At 70.1% G+C, this 18248-nt stretch carries 22 protein-coding genes and 1 tRNA gene; 7 read left to right on the top strand and 16 right to left on the bottom strand.

What is annotated here, in order from left to right; translation table 11 throughout:
- The first annotated feature begins 176 nt into the window (after positions 1-176).
- Complete coding sequence (locus AAHG03_RS14480; protein WP_342151378.1) at positions 177-587, top strand: hypothetical protein; 411 nt, start codon at positions 177-179, stop codon at positions 585-587.
- A gap of 14 nt (positions 588-601) precedes the next feature.
- Here AAHG03_RS14480 and AAHG03_RS14475 read toward each other — a convergent pair whose 3' ends face one another.
- Positions 602-1042, bottom strand: coding sequence for a PRC-barrel domain-containing protein (locus tag AAHG03_RS14475; protein WP_342151377.1), 441 nt, complete (start codon positions 1040-1042; stop codon positions 602-604).
- A 290-nt stretch (positions 1043-1332) separates the two neighbouring features.
- On the opposite strand from AAHG03_RS14475, the gene AAHG03_RS14470 reads away from it, so the two are divergent.
- Positions 1333-1698, top strand: a complete 366-nt coding sequence (locus AAHG03_RS14470; protein WP_342151376.1) for an SWIB/MDM2 domain-containing protein — start codon at positions 1333-1335, stop codon at positions 1696-1698.
- Between the two features lie 331 nt (positions 1699-2029).
- Here the strand turns inward: AAHG03_RS14470 and AAHG03_RS14465 are convergent, their stop codons facing one another.
- Both AAHG03_RS14465 and AAHG03_RS14460 read right to left on the bottom strand, forming a co-directional pair.
- A complete protein-coding gene (locus tag AAHG03_RS14465; protein ID WP_342151374.1) occupies positions 2030-2821 on the bottom strand; it encodes an SDR family NAD(P)-dependent oxidoreductase in 792 nt (263 codons plus the stop codon).
- A gap of 48 nt (positions 2822-2869) precedes the next feature.
- On the bottom strand, positions 2870-4234 hold the full coding sequence (locus tag AAHG03_RS14460; RefSeq protein ID WP_342151373.1) for an MFS transporter: 1365 nt from the start codon (positions 4232-4234) through the stop codon (positions 2870-2872).
- An 86-nt stretch (positions 4235-4320) separates the two neighbouring features.
- Here AAHG03_RS14460 and AAHG03_RS14455 point away from each other — a divergent pair, with 86 nt between their 5' ends.
- Complete coding sequence (locus AAHG03_RS14455) at positions 4321-5328, top strand: alpha/beta fold hydrolase (RefSeq protein WP_342151372.1); 1008 nt, start codon at positions 4321-4323, stop codon at positions 5326-5328.
- A gap of 78 nt (positions 5329-5406) precedes the next feature.
- Positions 5407-6273 carry an NAD(P)-dependent oxidoreductase gene (locus AAHG03_RS14450; protein ID WP_342151371.1) on the top strand — a complete coding sequence of 289 codons (867 nt, stop codon included), beginning with the start codon at positions 5407-5409 and terminating at the stop codon, positions 6271-6273.
- A 395-nt stretch (positions 6274-6668) separates the two neighbouring features.
- On the opposite strand, the gene AAHG03_RS14445 is transcribed toward AAHG03_RS14450, so the two are convergent.
- The 3 genes from AAHG03_RS14445 to AAHG03_RS14435 form a co-directional block, all read right to left on the bottom strand.
- Complete coding sequence (locus AAHG03_RS14445) at positions 6669-7376, bottom strand: glutathione binding-like protein (RefSeq protein WP_342151370.1); 708 nt, start codon at positions 7374-7376, stop codon at positions 6669-6671.
- Between the two features lie 109 nt (positions 7377-7485).
- A complete protein-coding gene (locus AAHG03_RS14440) occupies positions 7486-7776 on the bottom strand; it encodes an addiction module antidote protein (protein ID WP_342151369.1) in 291 nt (96 codons plus the stop codon).
- Positions 7777-7778: 2 nt separating this feature from the next.
- Positions 7779-8069 carry a type II toxin-antitoxin system RelE/ParE family toxin gene (locus AAHG03_RS14435; RefSeq protein WP_342151368.1) on the bottom strand — a complete coding sequence of 97 codons (291 nt, stop codon included), beginning with the start codon at positions 8067-8069 and terminating at the stop codon, positions 7779-7781.
- Between the two features lie 106 nt (positions 8070-8175).
- Here AAHG03_RS14435 and AAHG03_RS14430 point away from each other — a divergent pair.
- Both AAHG03_RS14430 and AAHG03_RS14425 read left to right on the top strand, forming a co-directional pair.
- Positions 8176-8252, top strand: a tRNA-Pro gene (locus AAHG03_RS14430).
- A gap of 28 nt (positions 8253-8280) precedes the next feature.
- Positions 8281-8592 (top strand): ETC complex I subunit, encoded by a 312-nt coding sequence (locus tag AAHG03_RS14425; protein ID WP_342151367.1) that lies wholly within the window; start codon positions 8281-8283, stop codon positions 8590-8592.
- A 41-nt stretch (positions 8593-8633) separates the two neighbouring features.
- Here the strand turns inward: AAHG03_RS14425 and AAHG03_RS14420 are convergent, their stop codons facing one another.
- The 6 genes from AAHG03_RS14420 to rfbC form a co-directional block, all read right to left on the bottom strand.
- Positions 8634-9098: a nucleoside deaminase gene (locus tag AAHG03_RS14420; RefSeq protein WP_342151366.1), complete on the bottom strand. Its 465-nt coding sequence runs from the start codon at positions 9096-9098 to the stop codon at positions 8634-8636.
- Between the two features lie 20 nt (positions 9099-9118).
- On the bottom strand, positions 9119-10183 hold the full coding sequence (locus tag AAHG03_RS14415) for a spore photoproduct lyase family protein (RefSeq protein WP_342151365.1): 1065 nt from the start codon (positions 10181-10183) through the stop codon (positions 9119-9121).
- Positions 10184-10436: 253 nt separating this feature from the next.
- The gene (gene rfbA / locus AAHG03_RS14410; RefSeq protein ID WP_342151364.1) at positions 10437-11327 is read right to left on the bottom strand and encodes a glucose-1-phosphate thymidylyltransferase RfbA; all 891 of its coding nucleotides are present in this window, start codon (positions 11325-11327) and stop codon (positions 10437-10439) included.
- An 18-nt stretch (positions 11328-11345) separates the two neighbouring features.
- On the bottom strand, positions 11346-12230 hold the full coding sequence (gene rfbD, locus AAHG03_RS14405; RefSeq protein ID WP_342151363.1) for a dTDP-4-dehydrorhamnose reductase: 885 nt from the start codon (positions 12228-12230) through the stop codon (positions 11346-11348).
- Positions 12230-13288, bottom strand: coding sequence for a dTDP-glucose 4,6-dehydratase (gene rfbB / locus AAHG03_RS14400; RefSeq protein ID WP_342151362.1), 1059 nt, complete (start codon positions 13286-13288; stop codon positions 12230-12232). Before rfbB ends, rfbD begins: the two co-directional genes overlap by 1 nt.
- Before the next feature lie 45 nt (positions 13289-13333).
- A complete protein-coding gene (gene rfbC, locus AAHG03_RS14395; RefSeq protein WP_342151361.1) occupies positions 13334-13885 on the bottom strand; it encodes a dTDP-4-dehydrorhamnose 3,5-epimerase in 552 nt (183 codons plus the stop codon).
- A 194-nt stretch (positions 13886-14079) separates the two neighbouring features.
- On the opposite strand from rfbC, the gene AAHG03_RS14390 reads away from it, so the two are divergent.
- A complete protein-coding gene (locus tag AAHG03_RS14390; protein ID WP_342151360.1) occupies positions 14080-14508 on the top strand; it encodes a DUF2147 domain-containing protein in 429 nt (142 codons plus the stop codon).
- Positions 14509-14726: 218 nt separating this feature from the next.
- Here AAHG03_RS14390 and AAHG03_RS14385 read toward each other — a convergent pair whose 3' ends face one another.
- The 4 genes from AAHG03_RS14385 to AAHG03_RS14370 all read right to left on the bottom strand — a co-directional run bounded on the left by AAHG03_RS14385 (position 14727) and on the right by AAHG03_RS14370 (position 18244).
- A complete protein-coding gene (locus AAHG03_RS14385) occupies positions 14727-15740 on the bottom strand; it encodes a peptidoglycan -binding protein (protein WP_342151359.1) in 1014 nt (337 codons plus the stop codon).
- Complete coding sequence (locus AAHG03_RS14380; RefSeq protein ID WP_342151358.1) at positions 15740-16729, bottom strand: flagellar motor protein MotA; 990 nt, start codon at positions 16727-16729, stop codon at positions 15740-15742. Before AAHG03_RS14380 ends, AAHG03_RS14385 begins: the two co-directional genes overlap by 1 nt.
- Before the next feature lie 148 nt (positions 16730-16877).
- A complete protein-coding gene (locus AAHG03_RS14375; protein ID WP_342151357.1) occupies positions 16878-17423 on the bottom strand; it encodes a DUF5625 family protein in 546 nt (181 codons plus the stop codon).
- Positions 17423-18244 (bottom strand): TIGR00282 family metallophosphoesterase, encoded by an 822-nt coding sequence (locus AAHG03_RS14370; RefSeq protein ID WP_342151356.1) that lies wholly within the window; start codon positions 18242-18244, stop codon positions 17423-17425. Before AAHG03_RS14370 ends, AAHG03_RS14375 begins: the two co-directional genes overlap by 1 nt.
- Positions 18245-18248 lie beyond the last annotated feature (4 nt).

The raw sequence follows: 18248 nt of genomic DNA, 5'->3' as shown, positions 1-18248 counted from the left end.
GGGCGGGGTGAAGAACCGCAAACCGCAGAGCCGGCGCAGGATGGGCGGTGGATCGCGGCTCCACCCCTCCCGCCCGCCGTCTGGTTTTCGCCCCAACCCTGCCTTAGAGCCGTGCAGGAGAAGACGCGAGTGAAGCGGGGCCGCCGCTGGACGCGGCCGCGACGAGGACGACACCGATGCCCCTTCCGCCGATGTTCCGCACCGCGGCCTTCGCAAACTCCTTGCCGAAACTCACCGCCGCGGCGCTGCTGGCCGCGAGCCTCGGCGGCTGCCAGCTCTTCAGCGGCGGCGCGGGCGTCATGCCCGAGACCGAGATCGGCCCGCCGCCCTCGGCCCGCGGCACCCTTCCGGGCCGCGCCGCCCGGACCGCGCAGGTCGATGACGACGGCGCGCCGCTGCCCTCGACCCCGACCCGGCGCCTCGACCTTCCCAAGAACGTGCGCGGCGAGGCCCGCGCCGCCGATGCCGGCGCCCGCCGGATCAGCCGCGACGAACTCGAGGGCGCCGGCCAGGGCGGGCGCTCGTCGTCGGGCGGCTTGTCCCCGTCGGTCGGGGCCGGCGGCGTCGGCCTCGGCGGCAAGTTCTGACACTTGAGGCTGGCTCAGGCGGTCGGCGCCTTGCGACCGCCCCAGTGGTCGTCGAGCCGACCGCCGAAGCTCGGATCGGAGAACGGATCCTCGCCGGGCCCCTGGCTCGGCGCGCCCTCCAAATCGGCCGGGTCGATATCGACCACGTAGCCGCCGAGTTCGACCGAGTAGGTCAGCGCCGACCACGGCAGCGGATGGTAGGTCTCGCCGATCCCCAGAAAGCCGCCGAAGGACAGGACCGCGTAGGCGACCTGCCCCGAGACCTTGTCGACCATGAAGTTGTGCACGGTGCCGAGATGGCGGCCGGTGCCGTCGTAGACCGGCGTGCCCTCGACCTTGTCCGAGGCGATGAGGCGCGGCGTCTCGTCGATGGCGACGCCCTCGCCGCCCGCGGGGTCGAGTTCCAGGCTTCCGGGTTTGCGCAAGCTGCGCTCGGCGGGCAGGTCCGTCGGCATCCGGGTCTCCTCGCTTGCTCCCTCGACACGGGATCCTGCGTTGAATGCGGTGCAGCGTGAGCGGTTCCCCACGGCAAACGCCTGTGCATGCCGGCCCCCGAACGACGCCCTCGGGGCGCGAAGGCTTGCACAAGCTGGCGAAAACCGCTCCTGATCTGTGGATGGACACGCGAACGGCGCGCTCGAGCTCTTGGAACGGGCGCGGTACCGCTTAGTTGTTGCTCCCTAGCGCCCCGGAACCCCCGGGCTCGTTTCGAAATTGCTGCCGGATCGCAGAACGGAGGGACACCATGGCAACGAAGACGACGGAGAAGAAGGCCGCCCCCAAGAAGGACGAGGCCAAGGCCGAGAAGCCCGCCGCCAAGGCCGCCCCGAAGAAGGCCACCGCCACCAAGGCCGAAGCCGGCGCCAAGCCGAACGCCCTGCAGCAGCCGCTGAAGCCCTCCGCCGACCTCGCCGCCATCGTCGGCGACAAGCCGCTCCCCCGCGGCGAGGTGGTCAGCAAGGTGTGGGAACACATCAAGAAGCACAACCTCCAGAACCCCGAGAACAAGCGCGAGATTCTCGCCGACGACAAGCTCAAGAAGATTTTCGGCAAGGACAAGTGCTCGATGTTCGAGATGAACAAGCACCTGGCCGCCCATCTGAAGGGCTGACTTCTTTTCGAGACGGTTCCGGCGTGCATGACGCGCCGAGGTTTCAAGCCCGGTTCGCTCGTGCGGACCGGGTTTTGTTTTTCGTAAGGCACGCCCGGTCCGGCGGACCCTCGCCGTCATTGCTTCGGCTCCGCCTCGCAATGACGGTGTGAGGCGGAGGCCTCTACGATCGTTCCACCGGCCCCTCCCACCCATCCCCCTCATCCTGAGGTGCGCAGCCGAAGGCGGAGCCTCGAAGGAGGGCTCCAGGGATCGTGCGCGAACTGGAGCCCTCCTTCGAGGCCGCTTCGCGGCACCTCAGGATGAGGGGTATGGGTGGGATGGCTGTTTCTCACGCGATGCTGCGCAGCACCCCGCCATCGACCCGCAAGGCCGCCCCGGTCGTGGCGCTGGCCGCCGGGGTGCAGAGATAGGCCACCATGCTGGCCACCTCCTCCGGCTGGGCGAGGCGCTTGAGCAGCGAGGTCGGGCGGTTCTCGGCGATGAAGGCGCGGCCCTTCTCTTCGAGGTCGCCGCCGGCGCCGCCCATGGATTCCAGGAAGTCCGCCACGCCCTCGGTGAGCGTCGGGCCGGGCAGCACGCTGTTGACGGTGACGCCGCTGCCGCCGACCGTCTCGGCGAGGCCGCGGGAGACGGCGAGCTGGGCCGTCTTGGTCATGCCGTAATGGACCATCTCGACGGGGATGTTGATGCCGGACTCGCTACTAAGGAAGACGATGCGGCCCCAGCCGCGCTCGACCATGCCGGGCCCGTAGGCGCGGGCCAGCCGAATGCCGCTCATCACGTTCACCTCGAAGAACCGGCGCCATTCCCCGTCGGGAATCTCGAAGAAGGGCTTGGGCTCGAAGATGCCGGCGTTGTTGATCAGGATGTCGACCTTGGGCAGCGCCGCGACCAGTTCGGCCGCGCCTTCCTCGGTGCCGACATCGCCGATGCCCGCGATGAAGCCCCCGCCCGGCACCTCGCCGCGCAGCCGCTCGATGGCGGCGTTGACCCGCTCGCCCGTGCGCCCGTTGACCGCCACCGTGGCGCCGAGCTGCCCGAGCGCCTTGGCGACGGCGTAGCCGATGCCGCCGGTCGAGCCGGTCACGAGGGCGCTGCGCCCCTTCAGGTCGATGTCCATGGGTGTCGTCCGTCGTGTGCGCCCCGTGCGGTCAACGCGCGAAACCGCTCACGGCTTCGTCCGGCGCAGGCCGCTCGCCAGCGCGCCGACGAGCGCGAGCGCCACGGCGCACCAGAGCGTCGGGGCGAAGGCGGCGGCGGGCCCTCCGGCGCTGAGGCCGAAGGCGACGGCGACGAGCGCCGCGCCGAGCGATTGCCCGACGAGCCGGGCGCTCGACTGCATGCCGCTGGCGCCGCCGCTGCGGTCCCGCGGGGCGCTGGTGATGATGATCTTGTTGTTGGGCGACTGGAACAGGCCGAAGCCGAGCCCGGCGAGCGTGAGCCGCCAGACGATGTCGAGGGTCGAGGCCTCGGGCCCCAGCAGCGCCAGCGCCGTGATGCCGAAGGCCAGCAGCAGCAGGCCGAGCGCGCCGAGCAGCCCCGGCGGGTAGCGGTCGGCGAGCCGCCCGGAGAGCGGCGCCGCGACCGCGATGGCGAGGGGCCAGGGCGTCATCAGGAAGCCGGTCTGGGCCACCGACAGGCCGAGCCCGTCGTGGAAGTGGAACGGCAGGGCGACGTAGGCGGCCATCTGCGCCGCGAACGCGCAGACGGAGGAGATCATCGACAGGGCGAAGGCCGGAATCCGCAGGAGATCGAGCGGCAGCAGCGGCCGGGCGAGCCCGAGCTGGCTGCGCACGAACACCGCGCCGACGACGAGCGCCGCCGCCAGCCCGGCGAGCGCGTAGGGGCGCCGGTTCGGATCGCCCAGCCCGTCGAGCCCGACGATCAGCAGGCCGACCGTGAGCGCGTTGAGGGCGGCGCTGGTCCAGTCGAACGCGCGGGCCGAGCGCGGCGTCTCCGGCAACGTGCGGGCGCCGACTGCGAGGGCCGCCAGCCCGACCGGGAGGTTGACGAGAAAAAGCCACGGCCAGTCGGCGACCGTCAGCACGGCCGCCGCCAGGGTCGGCCCGGCGGCGGAGGAGACCGCGACGACGAGCGCCACGTTGCCGACGCCCCGCCCGAGCAGGCGGTTGGGGTAGATGAAGCGCACGAGCGCGGTGTTGACGCTCATGATCCCGGCCCCGCCGAGCCCCTGGACGATCCGCGCCGCGATCAGGCTCGGCAGGTCGGGCGCGAGCGCACAGGCGAGCGAGGCCGCGGTGAAGGCCGCCAACCCCCACAGATAGACCCGGCGGTAGCCCAGGCTCTCGCCGAGCGTGGCCAGCGGCAGAAGGGCCGCCGTCACCGCGATCTGGTAGGCGTTGACGACGAAGATCGCCTCGGAAGCCGGGACGTTCAGGTCGCGGGCGACCACGGGCAGCGCGACGTTGACGATGGCCCCGTCGAGCACCGCCATCGCCATGGCGAGCGCCATCGCCGAGAAGGCCAGCGCCCGCTCCCGCGGCGGCAGCCCGTCGGGCCCGACCGGCGCCATTACGGTCGCGCTCCGCTGAAATGCGCTACAGGGGCGCGCAGGCGGCCGCGCTGTCCTATCCTTATACGGTCGACCAAGGAGTTCCCATGCGATCCGCCCCCATCCTGGCGCTGCTGGCGCTGGCCCTGACCGCCGCGCCGGCCCCCGCCCAGGAGGGCACGATGACGCCGCTCGGCATCGGGCTGGAAGGCTTCACCTATCCCTATCCGGTGAAGTTCCTGCCGCTGACGCGCGATCACGAGGCGCAGCGCCTCGCCTACATGGACGTCGCCCCGACCGAGGGCGGCAACGGCCGCACCGTCCTCTTGCTGCACGGGCGCAACTTTCCTTCGAGCTACTGGGAGCCGGTGATCCGCGCGCTGGCGGAGGGCGGGTACCGGGTCGTCGTCCCGGATCAGCTCGGATTCGGCAAGTCCTCGAAGCCGGTCAAGCCGTTCACGTTCGACCGGATGGCCGCCGAGACGATGGCGCTGGCCGACGCGCTGGGGCTGCAGCGCTTCGATATCGTCGCCCATTCCATGGGCGGGATGCTGGCGGTGCGGATCGCGCGCAACTTCCCCCAGCGGGTCAACGCGCTGGTGCTGGAGGCGCCGATCGGGCTGGAGGATTACCGCTTCACCGTGCCGCCGGTCACCGACGACCTGCTACTCACGCGTGAGGGCGAGCTGACCGCGGACGCCTACCGCAAGCAGCTGATGACGAGCTACTCGCTGTCGCTGCCGGCTTCCGCCATCGAGCCGTTCGTGCAGATCCGCGAGCGGGTGAAGGGCTCGGGCGAGTATCCGCGCTGGCTGCGCTCGTTCGTGCAATCGTATCAAGCGATCTGGGGGCAACCGGTCGTCCACGAGATCCCGCTCGTCAAAGCCCCGACCCTGTTCGTGATGGGCGCCAACGACCGCAACGCGCCGGGCAAGGCCTTCGCGCCGCCGGAGCTGCGGGCCACCATGGGCGACAACACCGGCCACGCCCGCGCGCTCGCCGCGCGCATGCCGAACGGCCGCGCCGAGGTGATCAACAATGTCGGCCACCTCGTCCACATGGAGGCGACCAGCATGTTCAACGGGCTGATGCTCGACTTCCTCGACCGCAACTGAGTGCCGCTCACGAAACGTCCGATCGAACGCGGCGGCGTGACCGGCGTTTCGTGAGGCACTCCGAATCGGGAGACGGATATGGACGTCGGATTCATCGGGCTCGGCCGCATGGGCCGGGCGATGGCGGCTCGCCTCGTCGCCGCGGGCCATCGGGTCCGGGTGTGGAACCGCTCGCCCGAGGCCGCACGCGCCGTCGAGGGGGCGGAGCCGGTCGGCAGCGCCGCGGAGGCGTTCTCGGGTGACGCCGCCTTCACGATGCTTGCCGACGACGCGGCCCTGCGCGCCGTGATCGTCGAGGGCGGGCTGCTCGACGGGCCGTCGCGCCCGGCGGTGCATGTCGGCATGTCCACGGTCTCGGTGGCGCTCGCCAGGGAATTGGCCGCCGTGCACGAGCGGGCGGGCGTTCCTTACATCTCCGCCCCGGTCTTCGGTCGACCGGACGCGGCGGCCAGCGGCGCGCTCAACATCATCGCCGCGGGTGACGACGGGGCGATCGGCCGGGTCCAGCCGCTGCTCGACGCCATGGGCAGCAAGACCTGGCGCTTCGGCACGGAGCCGGAGAAGGCCAACGCGGTCAAGCTCGCGGGCAACTTCATGATCGTCTCGGCGATCGAGACGATGGGCGAGGTCGCTGCCTTTTCCGAGGGCCACGGCATCCCCGGCGCCGACGTGCTGGCCATGCTCACCGGCACGCTGTTCGCCGCGCCGGTCTACAAGAACTACGGCGCGATGATCATGGAGAACCGCTACGAGCCGCCGGGCTTCACTCTGCGGCTGGGCCTCAAGGACGTGCGCCTCGCGCTCGAAGCCGGCGAGGCGGCGTCCGTGCCGATGCCCTTCGCCAGCGTGCTGCGCGACAACCTCCTCGACGCCATCGCCCACGGCGACGGCGACCGGGACTTCGCCGCGCTCGCCACGGTGGCGGCGCGGCGCAGCGGGCGATGAGGACGGGCGACGCGCGCTGATTGCAATCGCGCGATGGGCGCTCCATATTCGTGGTGAGGGGCCGCAGGCGGCTACCTGCGGCCCCTCTTGTTGAACTACAGCATCAGCCCGAGCGTGATGGTCATCGACCACTCACCGCTCGGGTTTTTCGTGACGGTGATCCGCAGAAGCGGAAACATCAGCACATCGCTCACCCCCTTCCCGTCTGCCTACTCGGATGACGGCGGTCGGCTACGCCGCCGTAAGCCCCGTGAGCCGCGGGGCCTTCGTGACGGGAGGGTGTTCGTTCAACACAATCACTATGCAGCGTGCGGCGGGGCACACAACCCGGTCGCCGGGGTGCCCCGCGCACCGTTTCCCGATGGTGGCGCGCAGGACACAGGCTCGCGCGGCGGCTACCGCTTCGTGTTCGCGGCGTCCTGGCCGAACATCACCTTCTTGGCGTCCTCGCTCATCGGCTGACCGTAATTCGGATTGGCCTCCTTGGCCCGGGCGTAGGCCGCCTTCGTCGCCGGGCGCTCGGCGATGGCGTCGAACCAGCGCTTCAGGTGCGGGTGGTCGTCGAGGCTCTGGCCCTGCTTCTCCCACGGCACGATCCAGGGATAGGCCGCCATGTCGGCGATGGTGTAGTCGGCGCCCGCGACGTACGCGCGGTCGGCGAGCCGCCGGTCGAGCACGCCGTAGAGCCGGTTGGTCTCCTTGACGTAGCGCTCGATCGCGTAGGGGATCTTTTCCGGGGCGTATTGCGAGAAGTGGTGGTTCTGGCCGAGCATCGGCCCGAGGCCGCCCATCTGCCAGAACAGCCATTGCAGCGTCTCGGCCCGCCCGCGCAGATCGCCCGGCAGGAAGCGGCCGGTCTTCTCCGCGAGATAGAGCAGGATCGCACCCGACTCGAACAGCGAGACCGGGGCGCCGCCATCCGCCGGCTCGTGATCCACGATGGCCGGCATGCGGTTGTTGGGCGCGATCTTCAGGAAGGCCGGCTCGAACTGCGCGCCCTTGCCGATATCGACCGGATGGATGCGGTAGGGCAGGCCGGTCTCTTCGAGAAACAGCGTCACCTTGTGGCCGTTCGGTGTCGGCCAGTAGTGCAGGTCGATCATGGATGTGCCTCGCATCTGCGCGGGGTTCGGTGGCGGCGAGGTGGGAACCGCGGTGCCTCCGGTCAAGCTCGACGGGCGCCGCGACGTGTCGGCATGCGAGCGACCGGCGTCACGCCTCAATGGGTTGGACGCTGAGCCTCAGGCCGAGCACCTTCAACACACTCATCAGCGTGTCGAGCTGCGGATTGCCCTTGTCCGAGAGGGTTCGGTAGAGCTGTTCCCGAGAGCGGCCGGCATCCTGCGCGATCTGCGCCATGCCGCGGGCGCGGGCCACCACGCCGAGGGCGTGGGCGAGCAACGCCGGATCGTTGTCCTCCAGCACGGCATCGAGATAGGCCGCGATGTGCTCGGGCGTCTTCAGATGCTCGGCGCTGTCGTAGGGAAACGTTTCGAGCGGCATCGTCAAAGCTCCTTCGCCATGGTCTTGGCCGTGCGGATGTCGCGATCCTGCGAGTCCTTGTCCCCACCGCACAACAGCAGCACGATCTCCGGACCCCACTGTGTGAAGTAGACCCGGTAGCCGGGGCCGACATCAATCCGCATCTCGCTCACGCCGTCGCCCACCGGCTTGACGTCGCCGTATTGTCCCAGCGCAAGCCGGTCGATCCGCTTCGCGATGCGGGCGACGGCCCGGATGTCGCGCAGGCCGTCGATCCAGGCTTGGAAGCGGGCAGTGCGTTGGACCGTCAGCATATCGCAGAGTAGTCTAAAGACGACGCATCGGCAATGCCGTTGGTGTCCCACCGCCGCTTGCTGGAACGGGCCTAAGATCGTATCTCCATCGGGCCCGTCAGGGTGTCGGGGTGTAGCGCAGTCTGGTAGCGCATCTGCTTTGGGAGCAGAGGGTCGTAGGTTCGAATCCTATCGCCCCGACCATGCCCTTCCCGGAGTCGTACACCGTCCGATGTCGAGCGCCCGCATCTACCGCCCCGCCAAGGACCCGTCGCAGTCCGGGCTCGCGCGCACCAAGCAATGGCTCTTGGAGTTCGACCAGACCGCCCCGCGCGAGACCGACCCGCTGATGGGCTGGACCGGCTCGTCCGACATGCTGCAGCAGGTGCGGCTCGAATTCGACACCGCCGAGGAGGCGGTGGCCTACGCGCAGTCGCAGGGCATCGCCTACCGGGTCGAGGAGGCCAAGCCCCCGGTGCTGCGCAAGGGCCTGTCCTACTCGGACAATTTCAAGTTCAACCGCACCGCGCCCTGGACGCACTGAGCATGCGGCGGGAAGGCGTGATCCTTCCCGCCAGGCTTCCCTCAGCCGCCCCGCTGCCGCTCGCCCCAGGCCCGCAGCGGGCTCGCCTCATTCGGTAGGGGCAGGTGGCTCACCCGCATCGGCTGTTCCTCGGCCGGGCGGCACAGTTCGGCGTAGATGCCGGCGCTCAACAGCCCCTCGGCCTCGGCCTCGACGGCGGTGAAGGCGTAGTAGCCGCGCTCGACGCCGGCGAGCCGCATCGCCGCGTGGCACATCGGGCAGGGCTGGCCGCTGGCATAGACGATGCAGCCGTCGAGCTTCGGCGTGCCGAGCTTGCGGCTCGCCGCGCGCAGTGCCGCCATCTCGGCGTGGTCGCTGGGGTCGTGGCTGACATGGATGCCGTTGGCAGCGCGCGCCACCACCTCGCCGCCCCGCACGATGACGGCGCCGTAGGGCCGCCCGCCCTCGGCCACGTTCGCCCGCGCGATCTCGACCGCCTCGCGCAGGTAGCCTTCATGCTCGCTCATGCTCGATCCTTTGCCGTGAATCAGAAGGCGTAGCGTACCGTGCAATACGGCAGCCTCTCGGCGAGCAACGCGCGGAAGCGGGTCAGCCATTGCCCCTTCCAGCCGGCGCGGTAGCGCAGATTGTCGCCCCCGCCCTCGGAGCGCTTGGCCTCCTGGATGTCGGGGCGCCACAGCAGCGCCTCGGCCTTGGGGTGCCAGCCGAGATTGACCGCGTGCAGACCCGCGTTGTGGGTCAGCAGGATGATCTCGCATTTGAGCTGGGCCTTGGCCGCGTCCGAGAGCCGGTCGTCGATCTCGGTGAACAGCTCGGCCCAATCCGCCTCCCAGCCCTCGTAGAGGATGACCGGCGAGAAGTTGACGTGGACCTCGTAGCCAGCGGCCAGGAAGTCGTCGATGGCGGCGATGCGCTCGGGGATCGGCGCGGTGCGGACATCGACGATCCTGGCGATCCTCGCGGGCATCAGCGAGAAGCGGATGCGGGTGCGCCCCTGCGGGTCGTAGTCGAGCAGGTCGCGGTTGACCCACTTGGTGGCGAACGACGCCTTGGCGTTGGGTAAGTCCCGGAACAGGGCGACGAGGTCGCGGACGTTGTCGCAGACGCCGGCATCGACCGAGAGGTCGCCGTTCTCGCCGAGATCGTAGACCCAGGCCGTGTCGTCGACCTGATCGGGCCGGGGGAGGGGGCCCTGCTTGGCGGCGTGCCGGGTGATCGCGGCGGCCACCGCCTCGACGTTCACGAACAGCGAGATCGGATTCGAGAATCCCTTGCGCCGCGGCACGTAGCAATAGGCGCAGGCCATGGCGCAGCCGTTGGAGATCGACGGGGCGATGAAGTGGGCCGAGCGCCCGTTGGGGCGCATCGCGAGCCCCTTCTTGACTCCCAGCACAAGCGTCGAGCGCTTGATCCGCACCCAATCCTCGACCGAGCCGGCGTTGCCGTGGAGCGAGGGGATGTTCCAGTGCGAGGGGACTTCGATGCGCTCCGCCTCGGGGAAGCGCGCCAGGATTTCTCGGCCGCGGGGATAATCCGCGACCGCCGGTTCGAGGAAGATGCGGTCGATGTCGAGGAGCGCGGGGGCGGCCATGCCGGGGATATGGCGCGCGGAGGGCCGGTTGCGCGGGCTGCGGCGAAAGGCTTGTGGGGTGCGGCCCTTCGCTGCCGGCCTCTCCCACCCACTCCCTCATCCTGAGGTGCCGGAGCGCAGCGGAGGCCTCGAAGGAGGGCTCCAGGGATCGCGCGATCCGCTGGAGCCCTCCTTCGAGGGCCGCTGACGCGGCCACCTCAGGATGAGGGGATTGGGTAGGATGAGGGGTGGAGGAGCGCTACGACGAGAGAAATCAGAATGCCTGATCCACCCGCCGACCCTCGCGGGCGAGGCGCAGCAGGTTCTGGCCGTAATGGGTCTTCGCAAAAAGCTCGCCGCGGGCCTGGAGCTGTTCCTTGCCGATGAAGCCCTGGAGATAGGCGATCTCTTCGAGGCAGGCGACCTGGAGGCCCTGGCGGTGTTGGAGCACGCGGACGAACTCGGCGGCCTCCAGCAGGCTGTCGTGGGTGCCGGTGTCGAGCCACGCGTAGCCGCGGCTCATCCGCTCCACGTGGAGCTGGCCGCGCTCCAGATAGGCTTGGTTGACGCTCGTGATCTCCAGCTCGCCGCGCTCGGAGGGCTTCACCTCGGCGGCGATGTCGAGCACTTGGTTGTCATAGAAGTACAGGCCGGTGACCGCCCACGGGCTCTCGGGGGTCTTGGGCTTCTCCACGAGGCGCACCGGGCGGCCCTCGCCGTCCAGCGTGACGACGCCGTAGGCCTCCGGGTGATCGACGTGGTAGGCGAACACCGTGGCGCCGGACTTCCGCACGCGCGCCCGCTCCAGCAGCGCGCTCATGCCGTTGCCGAAGAACAGGTTGTCGCCGAGCACCAGCGCCACGTCGTCGGTGCCGACGAAATCGCGGCCGATGATGAAGGCCTGGGCCAGTCCCTCCGGCCGCGGCTGGACCGCGTAGGTGAAGGTGACGCCGAACTGCTCGCCGGTGCCGAGCAGGCGCTGGTAGTTGCCGAGGTGTTCGGGCGAGGAGATGATCAGGATCTCGCGGATGCCGGCGAGCATCAGCACCGAGATCGGATAGTAGATCATCGGCTTGTCGTAGACCGGCAGCAGCTGCTTGTTGATCGCCAGCGTGGCCGGATGGAGCCGGGTGCCGGAGCCGCCGGCGAGCACGATGCCCTTCATCGGAATAACCCTATTCGTTCAATGCGCCGGCCCGACCAGACGGTCGAGGATGTCGTCGAGCGCCGCCGTCCAGGGGCGCGGCGCGATCCCGTAGGCGTCGGTGAGGCTCTGCGTCGAGAGCCGCGAATTGGCCGGGCGCCGGGCCGGCGTCGGGTAGGCGGAGGTCGGGATGCCCTCGACCGGGATGCTGCGCCCGCCGCGTCGGGCCGAGCCCTCGACGATGGCGCGGGCGAAGCCGCACCACGTGGTGGCGCCGTCGTTGACGAAGTGGAAGGTGCCGGTCGGCGCCGCCGCGTCCTGCGCCAGCCGCAGGGCGATCACGGCGAGCGCGCCTGCGAGGTCGGCGGCGGAGGTCGGGCAGCCGTGCTGGTCGTCCACCACCGTCAGCCCATCGCGCTCGGCCGAGAGCCGCAGCATCGTCTTGACGAAGTTGCCCCGGTGCGGGCTGACCACCCAGGCGGTGCGGACGATGACGTGGCGCGGGTTGCCGGTGCGCACCGCCATCTCGCCCGCGGCCTTGCTGGCGCCGTAGACGCTGGTCGGGTTCACGGGGGCGTCGGGGGCGTAGAAACCCTCGCCTGTGCCCTCGAACACGTAATCGGTCGAGACGTGGACGAGCGGGATGCCCCGCCGCTTGGTCTCGGCGGCGAGGATCGCGGGCGCCAGCGCGTTCAGCCGCCACGCGGCCGCGACCTCGCTCTCGGCCTTGTCGACCGCGGTGTAGGCAGCCGGCACGATCACCGCCGCGTAGGCGCGGGCGTCGAGCGCGGCGGCAATCGCCGCCTCGTCGGTGATGTCGAGGTTTTGGCGGTCGGGGGCATGCACCCGCACGCCGTCCGGCCAGGGATAGGCCTGCAGCTCGGTGCCGACCTGCCCGGCGCCGCCGAGGATGAGGATGTCCATCAGGCGGTCGACTTCGCGAGGCCGAGGCGCTCGCCGGAATAGCGGCCCTCGCGGATCGGGCGCCACCACGACTCGTTGTCGAGATACCATTGCACGGTCTCGACCAGCGCCTCCTCGAACACCTTGGTGGGTGCCCAACCCACTTCGGCTTCCGCCTTCGACGGGTCGATGGCGTAGCGCCGATCATGGCCGGGGCGGTCGGCAACGAAGGTGATCAGCCGCTCGTGCGGGCCGTGCTCGGGGCGGACCCGGTCGAAGGCGGCGCAGAGCGCCTTGACCACGGCGAGGTTGTTGCGCACCGAGCGTCCGCCGAGCAGGTAGGTCTCGCCGAGCCGCCCCCGCTCCAGCACCGCGACGAGGCCGCGAGCGTGATCCTCGACGTGGATCCAGTCGCGCTCGTTCATGCCGTCGCCGTAGACCGGGAGGTTCTTGCCGTCGAGCGCGGCCAGGATCATCAGCGGGATCAGTTTTTCCGGGAAGTGGCGCGGCCCGTAATTGTTCGAGCAGTTCGTCACCAGCACCGGCAGGCCGTAGGTCTCGTGCCACGCCCGCGCCAGATGGTCGGAGGCCGCCTTCGAAGCGGAGTAGGGCGAGCGCGGATCGTACCGGCTCTCTTCCGTGAAGAACCCATCGGGCGGCAGCGAGCCGTAGACCTCGTCGGTGGAGACGTGGAGGAAGCGGAAGTTCCGCTTCGCCTCGCCCTCCAGGCTCTCCCAGTGGGTGCGCGCGCCGTCGAGCATCACCTGGGTGCCGATGACGTTGGTGCGCACGAAGGCGCCCGGATCGGTGATCGAGCGATCGACGTGGCTCTCGGCGGCCAGATGCATCACGGCATCGGGCTTGAAGTCGGCGTAGAGGGCGTGGACGCGGGCCGGGTCGCAGATGTCGGCCTGTTCGAGCCGATGGCGCGGGTCGTCCTTCAGGGGCTCGAGCGAGATGGGGTTCGCCGCATAGGTCAGCGCGTCGAGGGTCAGCACCTCGTGGCCGAGGTCCTGCACGAGGTGCAGCACCAGCGCGGAGCCGATGAAGCCGCAGCCGCCGGTCACCAGAATGCGCATCGCGAGGTCTCTCCGTCGATTTCGTTCAGTCAGCGGGCGGCGCGATCAGAACACGCGGCCGAGATCGGCCAGCAGCGGCGCCGTCCTGTCCTTGCCCGACACCGTCGCCTCGGACTCGGTCACCGGCCAGTCGATGCCGATGGCGGGATCGTTCCAGCGCAGGTTGCGGTCGTTCTCGGGGCTGTAATAGGCGTCGACCTTGTAGGCCACCATCGTGTTCGGCTCCAGCGTGCAGAACCCGTGGGCGAAGCCGGCCGGCACGAACAGCTGCTCGCCGCCCTCGGCATCGAGGCGCACGGCGACGTGTTTGCCGTAGCTCGGCGAGTCGGAGCGGAGATCGACGGCCACATCCAGGATCGCGCCCGCGAGCACCCGGATCAGCTTGGCCTGCGCGGCCGGCGCCGTCTGGAAGTGCAGGCCGCGCACGGTGCCCTGGGGCGCCGAGAACGACTGGTTGTCCTGGATGAACGCGTTGGCGATGCCGGCACGCGCCAGCACGTCCGCCCGGAAGGTCTCGGAGAACCAGCCGCGGTCGTCGCCGTGGCGCTTCGGGACCACCCGCTTGACCGCCGGAATCTCCGTGTCGATGACCTGCATCCGTTCCGTCCCCCCGCCGCGCGGCCGGCCCGCATGGCGGGCGTTTGACGCCGCTTGAGACGGCCCAAGGCGGCGAAGTCAAGGCGGCGCCCCTTAAAAAATCGCGCGAGGGAGCCGCTTGCGCCGGGATCGCGGCGGCCATACCGCTGCCGCCCCGGCCGCCGCAAGCGGCCTCATCCGGAGTTGTTGTCCGCATGGTCGCGCTCGCCTCACCCCGCCGCCGCGCCGCGCTCGCCGCGCTCCTGTTCGGCACGCTCGGCGGCCCCGCCCTCGCCCAGAAGGCTGGCGACCTCTCCGGCGTGTGGCAGACCGAGACGGCGGGCTCGACCGTCCGCATCGCCCGCTGCGGCGCCGGCTATTGCGGCACCATCGCGGCCACCCCCGGCCCCGGCCTCGACAGTCAGAACCCCGACGCTTCCCTGCGCTCGCGCAAGCTCGTCGGCGTGCAGATCATGCAGGCCGGCACCCCGAGCGGGGAGGGGTTCGAGGGCAGCCTCTACAACCCGAAGGACGGCAAGACCTATTCGGGCAGCCTGACGCCGAAGGGCCCGGACACCGTCGAGGTCGCGGGCTGCGTGCTGAGCGTCATCTGCAAGCGCCAGACTTGGCGCCGGATGCGCTGATTTCTTTTCGGTGTCCGGCTCACCCCTGTCATGGTGAGGCGAGCCGATTTTCCCACCCATCCCCCTCATCCTGAGGTGCTGCGAAGCAGCCTCGAAGGAGGGCTCCAGTTCGCGCGCGATCCCTGGAGCCCTCCTTCGAGGCTACGCTTCGCTCCCCACCTCAGGATGAGGGGATTTGAATGGATCGGCCGGTCCGACAGGCTCGACTCGGAGCGGACTCACCGCTCCGTCAGCTTCATCTCGATGCGGCGGTTGCGCGAATACGCCTCCTCGCTCGTGCCCGAATCGAGCGGCTGGAACTCGCCGAAGGCGCCCGCGAGCAGGCGCTGGGGCGGGATGCCCTTGGTGCGCAGGTACTGCACCACGGCGATGGCGCGGGCCGCAGAGAGCGCCCAGTTCGAGGGGAATTGCGGCGACTGGATCGGCCGCGCGTCGGTGTGGCCGTCGACCCGCAGCACCCAGGGGATGTCGGCGGGAATCTCCTTCGAGATGTCGAGGATCGCGCCCGCGATCCGGTCGATCTCCGGCCCGGCCTCGGGCTTGAGCGCGGCCGAGCCCGCCGCGAACAGCACCTCGGATTGCAGCACGAAGCGGTCGCCGACGATGCGGATGTCCGAGCGTGAGCCGATGATCTGGCGCAGCCGCCCGAAGAAGTCCGAGCGGTAGCGGGCGAGTTCCTGCACCCGCTGCGCCAGCGCCACGTTGAGCCGGCTGCCGAGTTCGGCGATGCGGGCCTGACTCTCGCGGTCGCGCGATTCCGAGGCCGACAGCGCGTCTTCCAGGGCGGCGAGCTGGCGGCGCAGGGCCCGGATCTGCTCGTTGAGCAATTCGACCTGATTCTGCGCGCGGGCCGTGGCGCCGCGCTCGGCGGCGAGCTGCGCGTCCACGTCGGCGGTCTTGCCCTGCGAGGCCGTGGCGGCGTCCGCCAGCGCCTGGAGCCGGTCGCGCTCGGCTTCCGTCGCCGTCAGCGTGTTGCGCATGCCGGCCACCGCCTCTTCCTGGGCGCGCCGGTTCGAGCGCTCCAGCGCCAGGAGGTCGGTGAGGTCGGCGATCTGGCGGTTGAGGCGGGTGAGCACCGCATCGCGCCCGGTCAGTTCCTGCGACAGGAAGAACTGCCCGACCACGAACACGGTGAGCAGGAACACCACGGCGAGCAGCAGGGTCGCCAGGGCATCGACGTAGCCCGGCCAGACGTTGAGCCCGCGATGCGCGCGGACGCGCCGGGACGCCATTACGGGGTCTTCTCGCGGGCGGCCAAACGATCCAGCACCTGCTTCAGCTCGCGCTCGCGGGCGGCCTGGGCCTCGACCCAGTCGCGGATCATCTGCTGCTCGGCGCGCATGTGCTGGACGAGGCCCTGGATGCCCTCGGCGAGGTTGGTCATCGCCTGGGTCGCGGCCCGCCCGCCGCCGCCCTCGGCGATGACGCCGCTCAGGCGCTCGACCGCCGCCTGAAGTTCGCGGGCCACCGCCGGATCGTGCTCGGGCGCGGGCCGCGCGGCGGAGACCGGCGCCTGCTCCTCGCCGGAGATCAGCCAATCCTCCAGCTCGTTGTGGAAGCGCGCCTGCGCCTGCCCCGCCTGGAGATCGAGGAAGCCGATCACCAGCGAGGAGGCGAGGCCGAACAGCGAGGCCGAGAAGGCCAGACCGATGCCCGACAGCGGCACCGCGAGCCCGCTCTTCAACTCGTCGAACATCACCGCGGCGTCCCCCCCGCCGCGCATCCCGCCGATCACCGAGCCCACCGCCGACAGCGTCTCGATCAGGCCCCAGAACGTGCCGAGCAGGCCCAGCAGAATGAGGATGCCGGCGCTGTAGCGCAGGATCTCGCGGCCCTCGTCGAGCCGCGCCGCGGTGGTATCGAGCAGCGCGCGGGTGCCCGTCAGCGTCACGCCCTCGCGGCGCGCTTCGAGCGCCGGCACCAGGGGGGCCAGCAGCACCGGCTTGTCCTTCGGCTTCTCGCCCGCCGCGAGCGCGTTGACGTAGCGCGTCTCGCGAAACAGCCGCGTCACCTGCCCGAAGGCGAGCAGCACCGCGATCAAGAGCACGCCGAGGATCAGCCCATTGAGGCCGGGATTGGCCAGGAACGCCGGGGTGATCTGCCGATAGAGCACGAAGGCGAGGAAGCCGACCAGCACGAGGAAGACCAGCATCCGCACGATGGTCATGCCGGGCTTGGCGAGCGGCGGGCTGTCTGGGGAAGACGCGGGACGGGCCGCCATCGGGTCCAAGCTCGTGTTTGCGGCCGCGCCGGGAGGAGGGCACCGCGCGGGGGATCAGCGGCGGCACTCTGGCGACTTGGCCGTGCGCGATCAAGTCGGAAGGCGGGCGGGGTTCCGCAGCGCTCAGCTCGCTTTCAGCCGAGACACCTCACGATCGATCGAAGGCGACATGGACGTCGAAGCGGATCGGTGTCGTCCGCAACGATGGCACGTCTTCCAAGGCTTCGATCTTCGCTCGATACCGGCCCTCGGTGAGTTCGCGGCGCACGATCAATTTCGAAAAGTAATTCGCCGTGAAACCTTCTCTGACATGCTCGCGAAACACTTCGGAGAAAACGATGTCCCGATCCGCGCCACCGATTCTGGTCACGGTCAAGCGCACCGGGATCGGCACGCCGTTGTCGCGGCGGCGCATCGTGTTGCTGTCGTAGGCACCGCTTCCGGCCAGGGCTCCGACACGGGCACGATCCTCCCGGCGATCCGGATCGCGTGCATCGCCATCCTGAAAGTAGAGATCGAGATAGAACGAATATCGAGCCTTCGATGGGACTGTGAAGGAAACCTCTGCCGTAGCGCCCCTGACGCCGGCGTCGAAGGGGGCTTGCGCGGAGGCATGCTCCTGACCAAGCGACGGGCTCGTTGCCGAGAGCGTGAGGCCGAGGACGATCAGAAGATGCGCCGACACATTCGGCACTAATCCCACTCCCGCGGCCAACTCTCCTCCAGATGCGGCCCGAGCCGAACCGCCCAGACCCTTTTCGCGAGCCCGGTGGAATCGTCGGTCTCGACGGCGACGCCGCAGAGCGTGCCGGGGCCGGTGGCGGCCTCTAACCGCGAGCCCGGCGTCTTCTGGAGGAAGCGGCGCACCGGCTCCTCCTTCTGCATGCCGAGGACCGAATCGTAGTCGCCGCACATGCCGGCGTCGGAGAGGTAGGCGGTGCCGTGGGGCAGGACGCGGTGGTCGGCGGTCGGCGCGTGGGTGTGGGTGCCGACGACGAGGCTCGCGCGCCCGTCGAGGAAGTGGCCCATCGCCTGCTTCTCGCTGGTGGCCTCGGCATGCATGTCGACGATCACGGCGTCGGCCGCCGCGCCCAGCGGGCAGGCCTCCAACTCGCGGTCGGCCGCGGCGAAGGGGTCGTCGAGCGGGTCGAGATAGATGCGGCCCATCACGTTGACGACGAGGACGCGGGCGCCGCGGGCCGTCTCGATCACCGTGGCGCCCCGGCCCGGCGTGCCCGGCGGGTAGTTCGCGGGCCGGATCAGCCGGGGCTGGCGGGCGATGAAGACGAGCGCCTCGCGCTGGTCGAAGGAGTGGTTGCCGAGCGTCACCGCGTCGGCGCCGGCTTGAAGAATCTCGTCGCAGATCGACTCGGTGATGCCGAAGCCCCCCGCCGCGTTCTCGCCGTTGATGACGACGCAATCGAGCCGCCAGCGCTCGCGCAGGCGGGGCAGGCGCTCCGCAACTGCGTGGCGGCCGGGGCGTCCGACGATGTCGCCGAGGAAGAGGATGCGCATGCGT

Source organism: Methylorubrum subtropicum (genome assembly GCF_038442325.1).
GTDB classification, from domain to species: domain Bacteria; phylum Pseudomonadota; class Alphaproteobacteria; order Rhizobiales; family Beijerinckiaceae; genus Methylobacterium; species Methylobacterium subtropicum.
The sequence above is the reverse complement of the archived record's forward strand: the minus strand, read 5'-3'. Positions and strand labels throughout refer to the sequence as shown.

Coding starts and splice junctions, on each gene's coding strand:
- AAHG03_RS14480 (WP_342151378.1), top strand. CDS start 177: ATGCCCCTTCCGCCGATGTTCCGCACCGCGGCCTTCGCAAACTCCTTG.
- AAHG03_RS14475 (WP_342151377.1), bottom strand. CDS start 1,042: ATGCCGACGGACCTGCCCGCCGAGCGCAGCTTGCGCAAACCCGGAAGC.
- AAHG03_RS14470 (WP_342151376.1), top strand. CDS start 1,333: ATGGCAACGAAGACGACGGAGAAGAAGGCCGCCCCCAAGAAGGACGAG.
- AAHG03_RS14465 (WP_342151374.1), bottom strand. CDS start 2,821: ATGGACATCGACCTGAAGGGGCGCAGCGCCCTCGTGACCGGCTCGACC.
- AAHG03_RS14460 (WP_342151373.1), bottom strand. CDS start 4,234: ATGGCGCCGGTCGGGCCCGACGGGCTGCCGCCGCGGGAGCGGGCGCTG.
- AAHG03_RS14455 (WP_342151372.1), top strand. CDS start 4,321: ATGCGATCCGCCCCCATCCTGGCGCTGCTGGCGCTGGCCCTGACCGCC.
- AAHG03_RS14450 (WP_342151371.1), top strand. CDS start 5,407: ATGGACGTCGGATTCATCGGGCTCGGCCGCATGGGCCGGGCGATGGCG.
- AAHG03_RS14445 (WP_342151370.1), bottom strand. CDS start 7,376: ATGATCGACCTGCACTACTGGCCGACACCGAACGGCCACAAGGTGACG.
- AAHG03_RS14440 (WP_342151369.1), bottom strand. CDS start 7,776: ATGCCGCTCGAAACGTTTCCCTACGACAGCGCCGAGCATCTGAAGACG.
- AAHG03_RS14435 (WP_342151368.1), bottom strand. CDS start 8,069: ATGCTGACGGTCCAACGCACTGCCCGCTTCCAAGCCTGGATCGACGGC.
- AAHG03_RS14425 (WP_342151367.1), top strand. CDS start 8,281: ATGTCGAGCGCCCGCATCTACCGCCCCGCCAAGGACCCGTCGCAGTCC.
- AAHG03_RS14420 (WP_342151366.1), bottom strand. CDS start 9,098: ATGAGCGAGCATGAAGGCTACCTGCGCGAGGCGGTCGAGATCGCGCGG.
- AAHG03_RS14415 (WP_342151365.1), bottom strand. CDS start 10,183: ATGGCCGCCCCCGCGCTCCTCGACATCGACCGCATCTTCCTCGAACCG.
- rfbA (WP_342151364.1), bottom strand. CDS start 11,327: ATGAAGGGCATCGTGCTCGCCGGCGGCTCCGGCACCCGGCTCCATCCG.
- rfbD (WP_342151363.1), bottom strand. CDS start 12,230: ATGGACATCCTCATCCTCGGCGGCGCCGGGCAGGTCGGCACCGAGCTG.
- rfbB (WP_342151362.1), bottom strand. CDS start 13,288: ATGCGCATTCTGGTGACCGGCGGCTGCGGCTTCATCGGCTCCGCGCTG.
- rfbC (WP_342151361.1), bottom strand. CDS start 13,885: ATGCAGGTCATCGACACGGAGATTCCGGCGGTCAAGCGGGTGGTCCCG.
- AAHG03_RS14390 (WP_342151360.1), top strand. CDS start 14,080: ATGGTCGCGCTCGCCTCACCCCGCCGCCGCGCCGCGCTCGCCGCGCTC.
- AAHG03_RS14385 (WP_342151359.1), bottom strand. CDS start 15,740: ATGGCGTCCCGGCGCGTCCGCGCGCATCGCGGGCTCAACGTCTGGCCG.
- AAHG03_RS14380 (WP_342151358.1), bottom strand. CDS start 16,729: ATGGCGGCCCGTCCCGCGTCTTCCCCAGACAGCCCGCCGCTCGCCAAG.
- AAHG03_RS14370 (WP_342151356.1), bottom strand. CDS start 18,244: ATGCGCATCCTCTTCCTCGGCGACATCGTCGGACGCCCCGGCCGCCAC.